Raw genomic sequence first — 15301 nt, forward strand, 5'->3', positions numbered from 1 at the left:
CGTGCTCCGCCTCGCACCACCGGCACCCCTCGCACGCCCCCTCGCACGCCCCCTCGCGCCCGGCCTCGGCCGGGCGTGGCGGGGCCTGCGGGCGTGGGCTCTGCGCCGTGACCGGCCCGCCCCGGCCGTCCCGCCGCAGGCCGCCGCGCCGCCGTACGGGGCCGGGTCCGCGTACCGGGGCGGGTCCGGGTCCGGGTACGACGGCACCTGGGCCGACCACGGCGATCCGCCGCGCCCGACGGTCTCCGAGCTCTACCACGCCCACCGGCTGCCGATGGTCCGCCTGGCCGTGCTGCTCGTCGACGACCTGGCCACCGCCGAGGACGTGGTGCAGGACGCCTTCACGGCCCTGTACCGCCGCCACGGAGAGCACATCGCCGAGGTCGACAACGCCCTGGGCTACCTGCGCACGGCCGTGGTCAACACCTCCCGGTCCGTCCTGCGCCGCAGGCGCACGGCCCGCGCCTGGACCCCGCCCGCGGCGCAGGACCTGCCGTCCGCGGAGGAGCACGTGGTCCTCGACGAGGCCCACCGCGAGGTCCTCGCCGCGCTCGCCCGGCTGACCCCGCGCCGCCGACAGGTCCTGGTGCTGCGCTACTGGGCCGAGCTGAGCGAGGCGGAGATCGCCACCACCCTCGGGATCAGCCGGGGCGCGGTGAAGTCGAACGCGAGCCGCGCCCTGGACGCGCTGGAACGGATTCTGGAGGGACGCATATGACGTACGGCGAGCGCCCCGGCGGGGCCACGGGCGGACACCCGGGTGAGCACCCGGTCGAGCGGAGGCTGCGTGCCGCCCTCGACGCCCGGGCGGCCTCGGTCACCGTCCGCGAGCTGCGCCCCGCGGCTCCGCCGGGCCCCCACACCCGCCGGCCGGCGCCTGTGTCGTGGCTGCGGTCGCGGCGCTGGGCGGTGCCGCTGGCGGGACTGGCCGCGGCGGCCGCGGCCGTGGCCGGGTACGCCGTCCTGGCCCCGGAGTCGCCGCCCGCCCGCCCGGTGCCGCCGGCCTCCCCGCCCGACCCGGGTTCGCCGGGCCCGGGGCCGGGCCCGTCCGGCAGCCCGGAGCCGTCTGCGGTGCCGTCGTCCCCGCCCACGGGGCCGGGGACCCGGTCGACGCCGTCCCCCGGTGCGTCGCCGGGCCCGTCGGGGGAGCGGTCGGCACCCCCGACGGGCCCGGCTCGGTCCGTGTCCCCGTCGGCGCCGCCGCCGGGGACCCCGGTGCAGTCCTCGCCGCTCCGCAGCCCGAGCCCGAGCCCGAGCCCAAGCCCGAGCTCGAGCAGGCCGGGCTAAGCGCGGGCTAAGCGGCCCCGGCCGGGCCGGAGGCGGTGGCGCAGGCGAGGTGTCCCCAGCGGGCGCCGACCTTGGCGATGGTCTCGCCGGTGGCGTACGGCTTCCCGCAGGGGCAGCTGCCGGGGAACTTCGCCTTGACGGAGGCGCGGCCGCGGCCCGCGGCCGTCTTCTTCGCCGGGGTGCCGGAGGGCCGGCGGGCGGGGGCGGCGCGGCCGGGCTCCGGCACGGGCAGGTCGGTGCTGCCGAGCGCGGTGCCGGCGGCCTCCTGGGAGACGGCCGCGTCGCTGGCGGCCTGGTCGGCGATGGCGTTCAGCCGGTCGCCGTCCGTGCGGTGCGCAGGGACGTAGCGGAACTCGACGTCCCGCTCCGCCAGCAGCTCGTCGATGCGCTCGACGAGCTCCCGGTTGGCCACCGGCTTGCCCGCCGCGGTCTTCCACCCGTTGCGCTTCCAGGCGGGGAGCCACTGGGTGACGGCCTTCATCGCGTACTGCGAGTCCATCCGCACCTCGACGGCCGTCCCCGGGTCGAGGGCCTCCAGCAGCCGCTGCAGGGCGGTCAGCTCGCCCACGTTGTTGGTGGCCCGGCCCAGCGGGCCGGCCTCCCAGCGCTCCGGGCGGCCCTCGGCGTCGGCGATGACCCACGCCCATCCGGCCGGCCCCGGGTTGCCCTTCGCCGCCCCGTCGCAGGCGGCAATGATCCGTTCAGACATGCTTCGATCATGCCCCACCTGCGGGAGCGCCCGTGCCGGGCGGCCGGATGTCTTCCACCGCGGCGACCAGCGGGGCGAGCCCGGGGTTGAGCCTGGCCTCGTCCAGGGCCTCGCGCAGCGCCGTGTCGTTGGTCGGCCGGGCCGCGGCCAGCAGGGCCAGGCCGGCCTCGCTCACGTCGGTGTAGATGCCGCGCCGGTCGGTGTCGCAGAGGTAGCGGTTCAGCAGCCCGCGGTCCTCCAGCCTGCTCACCAGCCGGGTGGTGGCGCTCTGGCTGAGGACCACCGCGTCGGCGACCTGGTTCATGCGCAGGTGGCCGCCCGGCCCGCTGTGCTGGCGGCTGAGGACGTCGAGCAGCGAGTACTCGCGGACGCTCAGCCCGTGTTCGGCCTGAAGGGCCCGCTCGATGTGCGCCTCGATCCGCCCGTGCAGCAGGGAGAGGGCGCACCAGCCCTGGGCGAGGGCGGTCGGCGCGCTGTCCGTGGCCGTCATGGGCTCCTCCTTGCAGGTCAATCCCCGGTCCGGGCCGGTTCCCCCGTACGCGGGTGCCTCCAGGATAGGCGACGGACGCAATAGCCCGCGCTTGCAAATATTCCGCGTCTGCAATTAATGTGGACGCAGGCAATCGGCGATCGCAATCGTTCTGGCTGCTGCCGCGCCCGCACCACCCCACCCCTGAAGGGCAACCCCCCTCATGCCTCTCGCACTGCTCGCCCTGGCCATCGGAGCCTTCGGGATCGGCACCACCGAATTCGTGATCATGGGCCTGCTCCCCGAGGTCGCCGCCGACTACGGCGTCTCCATCCCGACCGCCGGGTTCCTCGTCACCGGCTACGCCCTCGGCGTCGTCCTCGGCGCCCCGCTGATGACCGTCCTCGGCACGCGCCTCCCCCGCAAGCGCATGCTGATGCTGCTCATGGGCCTGTTCGTGGTCGGCAACGTGCTCTCCGCGCTCGCCCCCGTCCTCGGCGCCATGCTGGCCGGGCGCGTCGTCGCCTCCCTCGCCCACGGCGCCTTCTTCGGCATCGGCTCGGTCGTCGCCGCGGAGCTCGTCGCCCCCGAGAAGAAGGCCGGCGCCATCGCCATGATGTTCACCGGCCTGACCGTGGCCAACGTCGTCGGCGTCCCGCTCGGCACCCTCGTCGGCCAGACCCTCGGCTGGCGCACGACCTTCCTGATCGTCGCCGCCCTCGGCCTGCTCGGCATCGCCCGCCTGGTCCCGGAGCTGCCCCGGCCCGAGGGCGTCCGGATCCGCCACGAGCTGGCCGCCTTCACCAACGTCCAGGTGCTGCTCGCGATGGCCATGACCGTCCTCGGCTTCGGCGGGGTCTTCGCCGCCATCACCTACATCACGCCGATGATGACCGAGGTCGCCGGCTTCGCGGACACCTCCGTCACCTGGCTCCTCGTCCTCTTCGGCCTCGGCATGGTCGCCGGCAACCTCCTCGGAGGCCGGTTCGCCGACCGGGCGCTGATGCCGATGCTGTACGCCTCCCTGGGCGCCCTGGCCCTCGTCCTGGCCCTCTTCACGCTCACCGCCCACTCCAAGGCCGGCGCCGCGATCACCGTCGTCCTCATCGGCGCCCTCGGCTTCGCGACCGTGCCCCCGCTCCAGAAGCGGGTCCTCGACCAGGCCGCCGGCGCGCCCACCCTGGCCTCCGCCGTCAACATCGGCGCCTTCAACCTCGGCAATGCGCTCGCCGCCTGGCTGGGCGGGCTCGTCATCGCCGCCGGGTTCGGCTGGACCGCCCCGAACTGGGTCGGCTCCGCCCTGGCCGGCTCCGCCCTGGTCCTCGCGCTCGTCTCCGGCGCGCTGGAACGGCGCACGGCTCCCCGCCCGGGGCGCGTCGCCGCTGCTGCCGCCTCCGCAGCCGCCCAGGGCGCCCCGGCGCCCGCGGCCGCCCGCCGCTGACCCGCCGATCCACGCCGAGTCGCGAGCCCGTGTCCCCCGTGCCACGTTGGTAACAGGGGACACGGGTGCATCATGACGCGGTACCGGCAGTACAGGAGAGGCCACGCCCTCGCGACGGCCACCGTCGCCGCGCTGGTCGTCCTTGCCGTCCCTGCCTGCACGGCCGCCCCGGACGACGGCCGCGGCCCGGGCGGCGCCCCCGCGGCCCCGACCGCCCCGACCGGGCAGGCCCCCGGCACCGGCCCGGCGACCGGGCCGGCCGCCCCCTCGCCGACACCGGCCCATCCGCTGTCCTCCGCCCCGCGCACCATCCCGGCCGTACGCGAGCACACCCCCGCCCGCGGCCCCGGATGGCAGCCCGCCCCCGGCGCGCGGGTCGTCGTACCGGCGGCCAACAGCGCGGCCCTCGCCGACGAGGGCAGGCTGCTCGCCGGCGAACTCCGGCTCGGCTTCTCCGACAAAGCCGCCGCACGCCCCGGAGACGTCGAACTCGCCCTCGCCGCACCGGCCTCCGGGCCCCCCGAGTCGTACACCCTCACCGTGCGGGACGGCCGCGCCCGGGTGACCGGACCCGACCAGGCCGGGGTCTTCTACGGCACCCGGACCCTCAAACAGGCGGTGAAGGCGGCCGGTTCGGCCCCCGAGGGCACCGTGCGCGACGCGCCGGCCAAACCGCAGCGGGGACTGAACCTCGACATCGCCCGCAAGAACTACACCGCGGACTGGATCGAGGCCCGGCTGCGCGAGATGGCCGACCTCAAGCTCAACCAGCTCGGCCTGCACTTCTCCGACGACCAGGCCTTCCGGATCCAGTCCGACACCCACCCCGAGATCGTCTCCACCCCCCACCTGACCAAGGCGGAGGTCCGGCGGATCAACGGGCTTGCCGCCCGCCTGCACATCGCCGTCGTCCCCGAGATCGACTCCCCGGGCCACCTCGGCGCGGTGCTGCGCGCCCACCCCGACCTCCAGCTGCGCGACGTACAGGGCCGGGCGGTCAAGGGCGCCGTGGACATCTCGAACCCGGCCGCGGCCCGGCTCGTCGACGAACTGCTCCGCGAGTACCTGCCGCTGTTCCCCGGCACCACCTGGCACCTGGGGGCCGACGAGTACCAGGCACTGGTCTACCGCGACCCGGAGGCCTCCTTCCCGCAGCTCGCACAGGCCGCGCGGCAGCGGTACGGGTCCTCGGCGCGGGTGCGCGACCTCGCCACGGGCTGGCTGAACGACCGGGCGGGCGTGGTGCGCCCGGCGGGCAGGGTGCCCAAGGCGTGGAACGACGGCCTGTTCGCGGGCGGGGTGGCACGGCCCGCCCGCGACATCCAGGCCGAGTACTGGACCGGCCGCGAGATCGGGGCCCGGCCGCCGCTCTCGTACCTCGACGAAGGCCGCAAGGTCGTCAACCTCAACGACGAGTACCTGTACTACGTGCTGGGGCAGCCGAACCAGTTCACGTACCCCACCGGCCGGCGGATCTACGAGGAGTGGACCCCGCTGGTCCTGCGCGGCACCACCCCCGTGCCCGCCCGGTACGGGCAGCAGATCCTGGGCGCCCGGCTCGCCGTCTGGAGCGACCTCGCCGGCGCCCAGACCCAGGCCCAAGTGGCCGACGGGATCCGGCTGCCGCTGGCCGCGCTGTCCCAGAAGGTCTGGGACGCCCGGCCCCCACAGCAGCCGTGGTCCGGCTTCAAGGCCCTCGCCGACCGGCTCCAACCCGCCGGGTCCTAGGCTTCCGGGCTTCAGTCCGCCGGCCTCAGCCCGCCCGGTCCGTGTGGTCCCGGACCTGCCAGCGGTGCCGGAGCCACTGGGCGAGCAGCGGCAGCGCCATGGCCACCGTCAGGGTCCAAGCTGCTGCGAAGCCCCAGATCAGCGGCAGGGACACGGTGATCGAGGCCGCGATCAGGAGTCCCACCGTCACTGCGCCGAGCGCGCACGCCGCCATCGCACGGTGGCGCAGCCGGCCGAAGCGCAGGATCCGGTCGAGCGAGCGGTCCTGACTCAGTTCCGCCTCGATCGCGGAGAGGGTGCGCTGCTCGCGGTCGGAGAGTCCGGCATCGTCCATGACGACCTCCGTCGGCTGCCGCCGCAGGGTGCTTGCCGCAGCCTCTGACCTGCGGATACCCGGTCCGCAAGGCGGCCAACCCTGGGTCACCGGACGGAGTCGACCCGCTCCGGGTGGTCGTCCACGGCCGCGTCCGCGGTGCGCGGCAGCGGCCGGTACGGCGATCGGGTCGCGCCGGCGGGGCGGACGGCCGAGGAGGTTCTCCGTGAGGCCCACATGCAGGGAGCCCGGACTTTCTTTTCGTCCCGCTCATCCGATCGGGTGATGGCCCTCTTGGCAGGAGCCCGGAGCACGGGCAGGGTGGCCGGGGCTCGGCAGCGACCGGGCGGATGCGAAGACCACGACCGTGCGAACACCCCTACCGGGAGCAGCCCATGGCAGTGAAGATCCTCATCGTGACCGGCGACGCGGCGGAGTCGCTGGAGGTCCTCTACCCGTACCAGCGCCTGCGCGAGGAGGGGTACGAGGTCCACATCGCGGCGCCCGCGGTGAAGCAGCTGCGGTTCGTGGTGCACGACTTCGAGGAGGGCTTCGACACCTACACCGAGAAGCCGGGCTACACCTGGCCCGCCGACGTGGCCTTCGCCGACGTGGACCCGGAGCGGTACGCGGCCGTCGTCGTGCCGGGCGGCAGGGCGCCGGAGTACCTGCGCAACAACGTCGACGTGCAGCGGATCCTGGGCGCCTTCGCCGCCTCCGGCAAGCCGATCGCCCAAATCTGCCACGGCCCGCTGATCACCGCGGCGACCGGTTCGCTGGACGGCCGGCGGGTGACCGCGTACCCGGCGCTCCAGCCGGACATGAAGGCGGCCGGCGCCGACTTCGAGGACTCCGAGGCCGTCGTCGACGACAAGCTGGTCTCGGCACGCGCCTGGCCCGACCACCCGGCGTGGATGCGCGAGTTCCTCAAGGTCCTCGCCGTCGAGGCCTCGACGGCCTGACCCCCTCGGTGGAGAAGGGGACGCTCCCCCTTTGCCCGTGAAGGTCCGGGCCGGGGACTGACGGGGCGGCGACGGTGTGGTGAGCCGGGAAGGACCGACCGGAGCCGCTCCACCACCGCGGTCACCGCCCCGCGCTACGACGAGCCGACGGCGGCGGCGGTGCACGGCGGGCGCCTGTGGGCGGTCAACGCCGCCTTCGACTCCGACCGGTCGGACCCCGCCACCGCGCCGAGCGTCGTCAGCTGCCCGTGGTGATCTGCGGGGCGGGCTCGTTGCGGTAGTTGGCCGGACCGAAGTTCTTCTTCACGGCGGCGTCCCAGGAGCCGTCCGCGACCATCTTCTTCAGGGCGGCGTTGACCTTGTCGACCAGCTCCTTGTTGCCCTTCTTGACGCCGATGCCGTAGCTCTCGTTGCTCAGGCTCAGCCCGACGAGCTTGAACTTGCCCATGTTGGCCTTCTGGGCGGCGTAACCGGCGAGGATGGCGTTGTCGGTCGTCATGGCGTCGACCAGGCCGTCCTGGAGGGCGATGACGCACTCCGAGTAGCCGCCGAGTTCCAGCAGGCTCGCCTTGGGCGCCAGCTTCTCCTTGACGTTCTGCGCGGAGGTGGAGCCGGAGACGGAGCACAGCTTCTTGTTGTTGAGGTCCTCGGCCTTGGTGATCGTGGCGTCGTCCGCGCGGACCAGCAGGTCCTGGTGGGCCGTGAAGTACGGGCCGGCGAAGTCGACCTTCTCCTTGCGCTTGTCGCTGATCGAGTAGCTCGCGGCGACGAACTTGACCTCGTTGTACTGGAGCAGGAGCTCGCGGTCGGAGCTGTCGACCTTCTTGAACTCGACCTGCTCGGGCTTGTAGCCGAGCTCCTTGGCGATGTAGTTGGCGACGTCCACGTCGAAGCCGGAGAAGACGCCGCCGGTCTCGCGCAGGCCCACACCGGGCTGGTCGAACTTGATGCCGATCGGCAGGGTCCCCTTGGGGCCTTCGTCGCCGCCGCAGCCGGTGGCGGTCAGGGCGATGCCGACGACCACGGCCATCGCACCAGCCTTGGGAACCCTCATGTTGTGCACTCTTTCCTTGGGACGCGGGACGCGGAGCGGGATCGCCGGAACGCGTGAAACCGCGGGAACGTGAAAAGCGTCAAGACGCGTGTACGAGGAAGCTAGGAATGCCGCCGCCGCGGTGTCACTGGAATTGAGCAAAACTTGAGGTAACGATCCGGCTCGACCGACATTTCTGCGTCGATTGCGCCTTCGAACGGGATAAAAGGGCGCGCGCGGGGTGCCCCCTTCGGGGCAGGTCAATGGAAATGCCCTGTTTATTGGCGAAAGGGGCATGCATCCGATTTATCCGGACATCGTGCCGCCGGAGTGGCTCGCCTCCCGGAAACGCCGCGAGTCCGGGCAAAGCCATGCAGAACGCCGGCCGGTGACCTGATGCCAGGTCCAACACCGGGTGTGGCGACGGCGGCCCCGCGGGGCGCCCGCCATCAGTGGCAGTCGATCGGCCACGGATTCAAACTTGTGATCGACTGTGGCCGAAAAGCGGCTATGATCTCCGCAGCAAGGCCGTAGCGCAGAGGTCGTCGCGCCCAAGCATCGAGCTGGAGGACGTCGGTTCGAATCCGACCGGTCTTGCGCCTTCTTTCATGCCGCAGTGGACGCCGGGCACCGGCGAAGGAACCGGTGGAGTGGTGATGACACGGTCGATACCCGTACGGTGCCCCGCGATCGAGCACCCCGACCTGCCGCTCGCCGACCCGGCCGGCCTCGACCCGCTGCTCGTGCGGCTCGCCGCGGCCGAGGAGGTCGCGGCCGACGAGGCCTTCACGATCGGCACCCTGCGCGCCGACGGCCGCGTCGACCTGTGCAAGCAGGGCCTCGGACCGGCGGGCGCGGCCCGCGTCGCGGCCGTCGCCGCCGGCTCCCCGCACGCCCGGCACCTCCTGCTCGGCACCAACTCCATCGGCGACGAGGGCGCCCGTGCGCTCGCCGGCGCCCTCGCGGACGGCCACGGCCTGCACACCCTCTACCTCGGCTGCAACCGCATCGGCCCGGACGGCGTCGCCGCCCTCGCGGACGCCCTCGCCGACGACACCTCCGTCAAGGCCCTCTGGCTCAAGCGGAACCCGGTCCTCGCCGACGGCGCCGCGACCCTCGCCGCCCTGCTCCGGCGCAACCGCACCCTGCGCACCCTCGACCTGGTCAACACCGGCATCGGCAGCGACGGCGTACGCCTCCTCCTCGACGCCCTCCGCACCCGCGAGACCCCGATCGAACGCCTCTTCCTCGGCGGCAACGGCCTCACCGCCGACGACGCCCCGCTCCTCGCCGCCCTCATCCGGGAGGCCGGCGTCCGCGAGCTGTACCTCCCCGCCAACCACCTCGGCGACGAGGGCACCGCCGTCCTGGCCGCCGCCGCGGCCGCCGACCCCGCCCGCCCGGTCCGCCTCGGACTCGGCGGCAACGGCATCGGCCCCGCCGGCGCCCGGGCCCTCGCCGACGCCCTCGGCGGCATCGAAGCCCTCGACCTCGGCCGGGCCCTGTCCGAGCGCAGCCTCGGCTCCACCGGCAACACCACCGGCGACGAAGGGGCGTACGCGCTCGCCGCCGCCCTGCCCGGCAGCCCGCTGCGCCGCCTGGAGCTGCGCCACACCGGGCTCACCGGACGCGGCGCGAAGTGCCTGCTGGCCGCCGTCCCCGACGGCTCGCCCCTGGAGTACGTGGGCCTCGGCCCCGGCCTGCCCCGCAAGGTGAAGCGCTCCTTCGCCGGCCGGCTGCGCCCCGCCCGCGGCGCCCACCCCGACCTCAGCGCCATCACGAGCGTGTACCGATGAACGCGCGCCCCGAGGACCGCGCCCTCGACCGGCTGCCCGGCGGCTTCCTCCAGGAGGACGGCCCGGCATGGCAGCGGATCCGCCGCTACGCCGTGCCCGGCTGGATGATCGAGCGCGCGACCGGGCACCGGCTCGCCGGCGACTGGCGCGCCGCCTGCGCGGCCGCCGCCGTCGACGTCACCTTCGACCTGTCCGAAATCGCCGCCGACCACGGCAGGCCGGTCGCCGAGGCGGTCGAGGACGACCTGCACCACCTCGCCCCGGACCTGGTCCGCTGGCACCTGCCCCGCCTCCTGGGCGGCCGTACCACCTACGCCTCCGAGACGCGGGTGCTGCTCGCCCGCTACGGAGCCGGCCCCGCCGCACCGGTCCTCTCCGTCACGACCGGCCCGCAGGCCGACGGGGCGCAGCGGCTGAGGCTGCGCTGCACCCCTGTCGACCCCCTTGAGGAGAACCACCTCGTCGACCACCACCGGGCGAGCTACACCCCCGAGAACTGGATCGCCGCCCGATCCCTCTGGGACGCCCGGCACACCGCCGAACTCCGCGAGCACTTCACCGGCGGCGCGGACCGGCTGCCGTTCTTCCGCCCGGACGGCACACCGCTCGGCCCCGAGGAGCTGCCCACCGCCGACCCCGGCCCGGCGGACCCGGCCGCACACGCCGAATGGGTAGCCCTGCTGCAGGCCCGCGGCGAGTACGACGCGGCTTACGAAGCCGTCGGCGCCGAACGGGACATGGCCGTCCCCGAGCCCACGTCGACGTACGGCCGTCCGGTGGACCCGCGGGAGCTGATGGCCACCGACGTCTTCGATCTGGCCCGCCTCGAAGCGGAGGTGCGCCGTCTGGCGGAGGCGGGCGAAGGCGGCAGGTTCCGGATTCCCGTGCAGTGGAACGGCGCCCTGGCGGTGGAGCCGGTGGGCGCGCACGGCGTGCGCCTGTCCGCCGTCGCAACGGGATGGGACACGCCGCAGGAGACCGCCAGGATGCCCCTGTTCGCCCGGAAGCGGCTGCCCGACCTCGAACTGGTCCGCACCGGCCGCATCACCCCGCGCGAACTGCACCCCCTCGTCGCCGAGGCACTCTTCCCCGAGGCCGGACCCGCCTCCGGCCCGCCCGGAACGTCCCCGGCGCAGCCGGTACGGGTGCGCTGCCGCGGCGAGTGGCACGAGGTGCGCGCGCAGGGCGGCGCACTGGACCTGCCGGCGCACACCGCGGAGGAGCAGCAGCGCGAGCGCGCCATGCGCGCGTTCGGCGGCGCCGTCGCCGGCTGCTTCGCCGTACAGCACGACTGGACCACGGGCGAGGGGCGGCTGCCGCGTGCCCTGCGGGCCGAGATGCGCGACCTGTTCCTGCGCGCCCAGCACGGCGACACCCCGGGAGTCGTCGCGCTGCTGGACGCCGGCATGGACCCGCGGGTCCGGGACCGGCGCGGGCACACCTTGCTGCACGTTCTCCACCTCATGGACCACGAGGTGCTGCTGTCGCGGCTGCTGGCGGCGGGGCTGGACGTGGAGACCGAGTCGAAGGCCGGCCTCACCCCGCTGCAGGTGGCCGTCCAGAACGGCGGCTCCGCCGACCTGGTGCGGGCGCTCATCGAGGCCGGCTCCCGGATCGACGTCATCGACGACATGGAACTGTCGCTGGCCCAGGTGATCCGCCGCTACCAGCGCACCGATCTCGCCTTCCTGCGCGCCCGGGTGGAGGAGGAGTTCCCAGGCATCGGCTCCGAATGGTTCGACGAGTACATGGACGAGCGCGACGCCATGAACGCCGAATACGAGGCCGAATACGGGGACGACGACGCATGAGCCCCCAGCCGCCCGGCCCCCTCGCGGCCGCCGACGACCTCGGCGCCCGGCTCCGCGCCACCCGCACCGAGCCCGCCACCAACCCCCAACTGGAAGCACTCGCCCTGGCCGTGACCGCCAACCAGCCGGTCCTGCTGTGGGGCGAGCCCGGCATCGGCAAGTCCGCCGGCATGCAGCAGCTCGCCGATGCCCTCGGCATCGGGCTGGAGACGGTCATCGCCAGCGTCCACGAGCCCTCCGACTTCGCCGGCCTGCCCATCGTCGGGGACGACCCCGCCACCACCGGTGTGCCCATGGCACCGCCGGACTGGGCGGTACGCCTCGCCCGCACCGGACACGGCCTGCTCTTCTTCGACGAGCTGTCCTCCGCCCCGCCCGCCGTGCAGGCGGCCCTGCTGCGCGTGGTCCTCGAACGCCGGGTCGGCAGCCTCGTCCTGCCCGAATCGGTACGGATCGTGGCCGCCGCCAACCCGCCCTCCAGCGCCGCGGACGGCTGGCACCTCAGCCCGCCCCTGGCCAACCGGTTCGTCCACCTCGACTGGACCCACAGCCCGCGCACCGTCGCCCGCGGCATGGCCGGCACCTGGCCCGAGGTGGCCCTCCCGGCCGTGGACCCGGCCCGCGTCTCCGGCGCCGTCGCCCGGGCCCGCGGCGTGGTCTCCGGCTTCCTGACCGCCCGGCCGGGCCTCGTCCACCACATGCCGACCGAGGCCGAGGGCCGCGGCCGCGCCTGGCCGTCCCCGCGCACCTGGGACATGGCGCTGCGCCTGCTGGCCACCGGGTACGCGGCCGGGGCCGGCCGGGAGGCCCTGGCCACCGCGCTCACCGGAGCCGTCGGCGAGGCCGCCGGCATCGAGCTGCTGTCGTACCTGGAGAACCTGGACCTGCCCGACCCCGACCGGGTACTGGCCGATCCGGACGCCTTCGCCCTGCCCGAACGCGGCGACCGGCAGCTGGCCTTCCTCATCGCCGTGGTCGCGGCCGTCCAGGGCGAGCTCACCCGCCCGCGCTGGGAGGCCGGCTGGACGGTGCTGGCCAAGGCCGTGGACGCGGGCGTGCCGGACGTGGCCGCGCGAGCCGCCGCCGACCTCGCCGCGATGCGCGACCTGGACTGGCCGGTGCCCTCCGGCATCGACGCGTTCGTCGAACTGCTCCAGCTCTCCGGCGCGCTGCCCGGCAGCGGCTGACGGCCGTGGACACGGCGCAGCCCCGCCTGGACCGGGCCAAGCTGCTCGCCGCCCGCTACCGGGCGGCGGAGGAAAGGCCCTACCTGGCCTCGGCCCTGTACGCGCTCACGGTGGTCCCCTCGACGGCCGTCCCGACCATGGGCGTGGACCGGCACTGGCGCTGCTACGTCTCGCCCGCCTTCGTGGACGCGACCCCCGTGGCCGAACTCGCCGGCGTGTGGATCCACGAGGCGGCCCACCTGCTGCGCGACCACCACGGCCGGGCCGACCGGCTCCCGGCCGCCGACCAGGGCGACCAGGTCCGGATCAACATCGCCGAGGACTGCGAGATCAACGACGACCTCCTCGCCGACGGGCTGGCCCTGCCCGAGGGGCGGATGGAGCCACGCCTGTTCGGCCTGCCCACCGGAGGAATGTTCGAGACGTACCTGCCGTCGATCCCGCCCACCCCGCGGCACCGGGTCGACTGCGGTTCGGGCGCCCACGGCGTGCCGGCCCCCTGGGAGCTCGGCGAGACCGCGGGCGGCGCCCGGATCAGCCCGGTCGAGGCGGAGGCGCTGCGCCGCCAGACCGCCCAGGCCATGCGCGCCCACGAACGCAGCCGGGGCACCCTCCCGGCCGGCTGGCAGCGCTGGGCGATGGAGGTGCTGGAGCCCACCGTCGACTGGCGGCGCGCCCTGACCGGGGCCGTACGGGAGGCCGCCGCCTGGGCGGCCGGCGCCGTCGACTACACCTACCGGCGTCCCTCGCGCCGCACGCCCGCCCTCGGCGGCCGGGTGGTGCTGCCCAGCCTGCGCCGGCCGCTGCCGCGGGTCGCGATCGTCATCGACACCTCGGGGTCGATGGGGGAGGACGACCTGGCCGCCGCGCTCGCCGAAGTGACCGGCGTGCTGCGGGAGGTGGGGGTGCGCGGCAACCGGGTCGCGGTGCTGGCCTGCGACGCGGACGTGCAGGCCGTCGCCCGGGTCACCAGCGCCGACCAGGTGGCCCTGGCCGGCGGGGGCGGCACGGACATGCGGGTCGGGATCGGTGCCGCGCTGGCGATGCCGGACCGGCCCGACATCGTCGTCGTCCTGACCGACGGTTTCACGCCATGGCCCGACGAGCCCTCGTCCTGCCGGCTGATCGCCGCGCTGATCGGCGAGGGGGCCCCGCAGCCCCCGGACTGGGTGGAGACCGTCCGGGTCGCCCCCGAATCGTAGGGGCGGGCCGCCGGAGCGGGACCGCGCATCCCGGCTCCCGAATGGCCGGGAACATGCGGTCGCCCGCGCCGGAGCCGCCCCCGCATGACAGCATGGCCGGGCAACACCCGAGATGCGGAGGGGGAGTTCGGTGAGCGGTCCCGTGAGCGGAGTTCGCAAGAGCCTGGCGAAGGTCGAGGTCGCGCTGCGGTGGGACCCGAGCCCCGCGGGCACGCCCCCGAACGACATGGACATCGTGGCGGCGGTCTACGGCGCCGCCGACCCGTACGGGGAGCCCGTCCACGTCGTCCACTTCGGCAGCCGTTCACCCGACGGCACCATCACGCTCAACCGCGACAGCCGCACCGGCCAGGGCTTCGGCTTCGACGAGGTGATGACCCTCGAACTCGACCGGATGCGGCCGGAGTCGGTGCGGGTCGTGGTGGGCGTGCTGATCCAGGACGCCGGCCCGCGCGGCGGCCACCGCAAGACGTTCGCCGCCATAGGGGGGACGGGCGTCCGGATCCGTGAGGGCCACACCGACCTCGCGGTGACCGACTTCGCCTCCGTCCCGCACGCCACCGCGGCCACCGTCGCCCGGTTCACGCGCGACGGCGCGAGCGGCTGGCTGCTGGACACCGCCGTACGGGGCTTCGACGCCGATGCGGAGGAGTTCGTCCGGGTCATGGGCGCCGAAGGGCCCTGACCCGCCAGGGGTGAAAGGGGGCCGGGGCGCCGGGTGCCGACCCGTACGATCCCGGGCGGCGGGTGTCCGCAGCCCGCCACGAGCCCCTCGTCGGCTCCGCGCTCCCGCTCGGCTCCGCCGGCTCCTGCCTGAGCACGGGCTCCGCGCTCAGCGCGCTGTCGCACCGCTCGCTGCTGTCCTACCGGTCGAACCGGTCGGTGCTCGCCTCCTGTTCGCACGGCGCGGTGCGCCGCCGGCGAGCCTGCGGGGGCCTCGCCGCGGCCGCGGTGCTCGTCGCGGCGGTCGCCTGTGCGGGGACCCGCCAGGGCTGAGAACCGTTCCGGCACTCCCTGCGTCCTTCTCCCCGAGAGCTACCAGGCACGGGAGAGCGGAGTCACACGGCATGGGGATCGTCAGCTGGATCATCCTGGGGCTGCTCGCCGGCGCCGTCGCCAAGCTCCTGCTGCCGGGCCGCGACCCCGGGGGCCTGATCGGCACCACGCTCATCGGCATCGCCGGCGCCTTCACCGGCGGCTGGCTCTCCGCGAAGTTCCTGGACAAGCCGATCGCCAACGAGTTCTACGACCCCGCCACCTGGGGCTCGGCGATCGCCGGCTCGCTGGTGCTGCTCATCGGCTACCGGATCCTCTTCGGCCACTCCCGCGACTGACCGGGCGGCCCGGCGCCGCCACACCGGAC

15 protein-coding genes and 1 tRNA gene are annotated in these 15301 nt (G+C 74.6%); 12 read left to right on the plus strand and 4 right to left on the minus strand.

The window, feature by feature from the left end; translation table 11 throughout:
• Position 1 precedes the first annotated feature (1 nt).
• Positions 2–718 carry an RNA polymerase sigma factor gene (locus AC068A_RS01415; RefSeq protein ID WP_478579085.1) on the plus strand — a complete coding sequence of 239 codons (717 nt, stop codon included), beginning with the start codon at positions 2–4 and terminating at the stop codon, positions 716–718.
• A gap of 576 nt (positions 719–1294) precedes the next feature.
• Here AC068A_RS01415 and AC068A_RS01420 read toward each other — a convergent pair.
• Together AC068A_RS01420 and AC068A_RS01425 are read right to left on the minus strand one after the other, a co-directional pair.
• Entirely contained in the window at positions 1295–1996 is a 702-nt protein-coding gene (locus AC068A_RS01420) for a ribonuclease H family protein (RefSeq protein ID WP_478579088.1), read from the minus strand.
• A gap of 7 nt (positions 1997–2003) precedes the next feature.
• Positions 2004–2486, minus strand: coding sequence for a MarR family winged helix-turn-helix transcriptional regulator (locus AC068A_RS01425; protein ID WP_478579091.1), 483 nt, complete (start codon positions 2484–2486; stop codon positions 2004–2006).
• Positions 2487–2688: 202 nt separating this feature from the next.
• Between AC068A_RS01425 and AC068A_RS01430 the strand changes: the two genes are divergently transcribed.
• Both AC068A_RS01430 and AC068A_RS01435 read left to right on the plus strand, forming a co-directional pair.
• Positions 2689–3906 (plus strand): MFS transporter, encoded by a 1218-nt coding sequence (locus AC068A_RS01430; protein WP_478579094.1) that lies wholly within the window; start codon positions 2689–2691, stop codon positions 3904–3906.
• A 72-nt stretch (positions 3907–3978) separates the two neighbouring features.
• Positions 3979–5634 (plus strand): beta-N-acetylhexosaminidase, encoded by a 1656-nt coding sequence (locus tag AC068A_RS01435; protein ID WP_478579097.1) that lies wholly within the window; start codon positions 3979–3981, stop codon positions 5632–5634.
• A gap of 25 nt (positions 5635–5659) precedes the next feature.
• On the opposite strand, the gene AC068A_RS01440 is transcribed toward AC068A_RS01435, so the two are convergent.
• Complete coding sequence (locus AC068A_RS01440) at positions 5660–5968, minus strand: DUF3040 domain-containing protein (protein WP_478579100.1); 309 nt, start codon at positions 5966–5968, stop codon at positions 5660–5662.
• 374 nt (positions 5969–6342) lie between these two features.
• Here AC068A_RS01440 and AC068A_RS01445 point away from each other — a divergent pair, with 374 nt between their 5' ends.
• The gene (locus tag AC068A_RS01445) at positions 6343–6909 is read left to right on the plus strand and encodes a DJ-1/PfpI family protein (protein WP_478579103.1); all 567 of its coding nucleotides are present in this window, start codon (positions 6343–6345) and stop codon (positions 6907–6909) included.
• 238 nt (positions 6910–7147) lie between these two features.
• Here AC068A_RS01445 and AC068A_RS01450 read toward each other — a convergent pair whose 3' ends face one another.
• Entirely contained in the window at positions 7148–7963 is an 816-nt protein-coding gene (locus AC068A_RS01450; protein ID WP_478579106.1) for a glutamate ABC transporter substrate-binding protein, read from the minus strand.
• Between the two features lie 503 nt (positions 7964–8466).
• Here AC068A_RS01450 and AC068A_RS01455 point away from each other — a divergent pair.
• From AC068A_RS01455 to AC068A_RS01490, 8 genes are all read left to right on the plus strand, one after another.
• A tRNA-Arg gene (locus tag AC068A_RS01455) sits at positions 8467–8539 on the plus strand.
• Between the two features lie 59 nt (positions 8540–8598).
• Positions 8599–9738 carry a leucine-rich repeat domain-containing protein gene (locus AC068A_RS01460; protein WP_478579108.1) on the plus strand — a complete coding sequence of 380 codons (1140 nt, stop codon included), beginning with the start codon at positions 8599–8601 and terminating at the stop codon, positions 9736–9738.
• The gene (locus AC068A_RS01465) at positions 9735–11549 is read left to right on the plus strand and encodes an ankyrin repeat domain-containing protein (protein ID WP_478579111.1); all 1815 of its coding nucleotides are present in this window, start codon (positions 9735–9737) and stop codon (positions 11547–11549) included. Before AC068A_RS01460 ends, AC068A_RS01465 begins: the two co-directional genes overlap by 4 nt.
• Positions 11546–12736: an AAA family ATPase gene (locus AC068A_RS01470; protein ID WP_478579113.1), complete on the plus strand. Its 1191-nt coding sequence runs from the start codon at positions 11546–11548 to the stop codon at positions 12734–12736. The genes AC068A_RS01465 and AC068A_RS01470 overlap by 4 nt, the downstream gene beginning before the upstream one ends.
• Before the next feature lie 5 nt (positions 12737–12741).
• Positions 12742–13938 (plus strand): vWA domain-containing protein, encoded by a 1197-nt coding sequence (locus tag AC068A_RS01475; protein WP_478579116.1) that lies wholly within the window; start codon positions 12742–12744, stop codon positions 13936–13938.
• Positions 13939–14050: 112 nt separating this feature from the next.
• Positions 14051–14623, plus strand: a complete 573-nt coding sequence (locus AC068A_RS01480; protein ID WP_478579118.1) for a TerD family protein — start codon at positions 14051–14053, stop codon at positions 14621–14623.
• Positions 14624–14685: 62 nt separating this feature from the next.
• On the plus strand, positions 14686–14934 hold the full coding sequence (locus AC068A_RS01485) for a hypothetical protein (protein ID WP_478579121.1): 249 nt from the start codon (positions 14686–14688) through the stop codon (positions 14932–14934).
• Between the two features lie 71 nt (positions 14935–15005).
• Positions 15006–15272: a GlsB/YeaQ/YmgE family stress response membrane protein gene (locus AC068A_RS01490; RefSeq protein WP_478579124.1), complete on the plus strand. Its 267-nt coding sequence runs from the start codon at positions 15006–15008 to the stop codon at positions 15270–15272.
• The last annotated feature ends 29 nt before the right edge of the window (positions 15273–15301 follow it).

The sequence above is a fragment of the Streptomyces sp. NPDC043854 genome (assembly GCF_056436005.1).

What these genes read in the sequence shown, in the direction of transcription:
- AC068A_RS01435 (WP_478579097.1), top strand. Translation starts at nt 3,979, where the DNA reads ATGACGCGGTACCGGCAGTACAGGAGAGGCCACGCCCTCGCGACGGCC.
- AC068A_RS01480 (WP_478579118.1), top strand. Translation starts at nt 14,051, where the DNA reads ATGCGGAGGGGGAGTTCGGTGAGCGGTCCCGTGAGCGGAGTTCGCAAG.
- AC068A_RS01465 (WP_478579111.1), top strand. Translation starts at nt 9,735, where the DNA reads ATGAACGCGCGCCCCGAGGACCGCGCCCTCGACCGGCTGCCCGGCGGC.
- AC068A_RS01470 (WP_478579113.1), top strand. Translation starts at nt 11,546, where the DNA reads ATGAGCCCCCAGCCGCCCGGCCCCCTCGCGGCCGCCGACGACCTCGGC.
- AC068A_RS01440 (WP_478579100.1), bottom strand. Translation starts at nt 5,968, where the DNA reads ATGGACGATGCCGGACTCTCCGACCGCGAGCAGCGCACCCTCTCCGCG.
- AC068A_RS01445 (WP_478579103.1), top strand. Translation starts at nt 6,343, where the DNA reads ATGGCAGTGAAGATCCTCATCGTGACCGGCGACGCGGCGGAGTCGCTG.
- AC068A_RS01490 (WP_478579124.1), top strand. Translation starts at nt 15,006, where the DNA reads ATGGGGATCGTCAGCTGGATCATCCTGGGGCTGCTCGCCGGCGCCGTC.
- AC068A_RS01450 (WP_478579106.1), bottom strand. Translation starts at nt 7,963, where the DNA reads ATGAGGGTTCCCAAGGCTGGTGCGATGGCCGTGGTCGTCGGCATCGCC.
- AC068A_RS01420 (WP_478579088.1), bottom strand. Translation starts at nt 1,996, where the DNA reads ATGTCTGAACGGATCATTGCCGCCTGCGACGGGGCGGCGAAGGGCAAC.
- AC068A_RS01430 (WP_478579094.1), top strand. Translation starts at nt 2,689, where the DNA reads ATGCCTCTCGCACTGCTCGCCCTGGCCATCGGAGCCTTCGGGATCGGC.
- AC068A_RS01460 (WP_478579108.1), top strand. Translation starts at nt 8,599, where the DNA reads ATGACACGGTCGATACCCGTACGGTGCCCCGCGATCGAGCACCCCGAC.
- AC068A_RS01425 (WP_478579091.1), bottom strand. Translation starts at nt 2,486, where the DNA reads ATGACGGCCACGGACAGCGCGCCGACCGCCCTCGCCCAGGGCTGGTGC.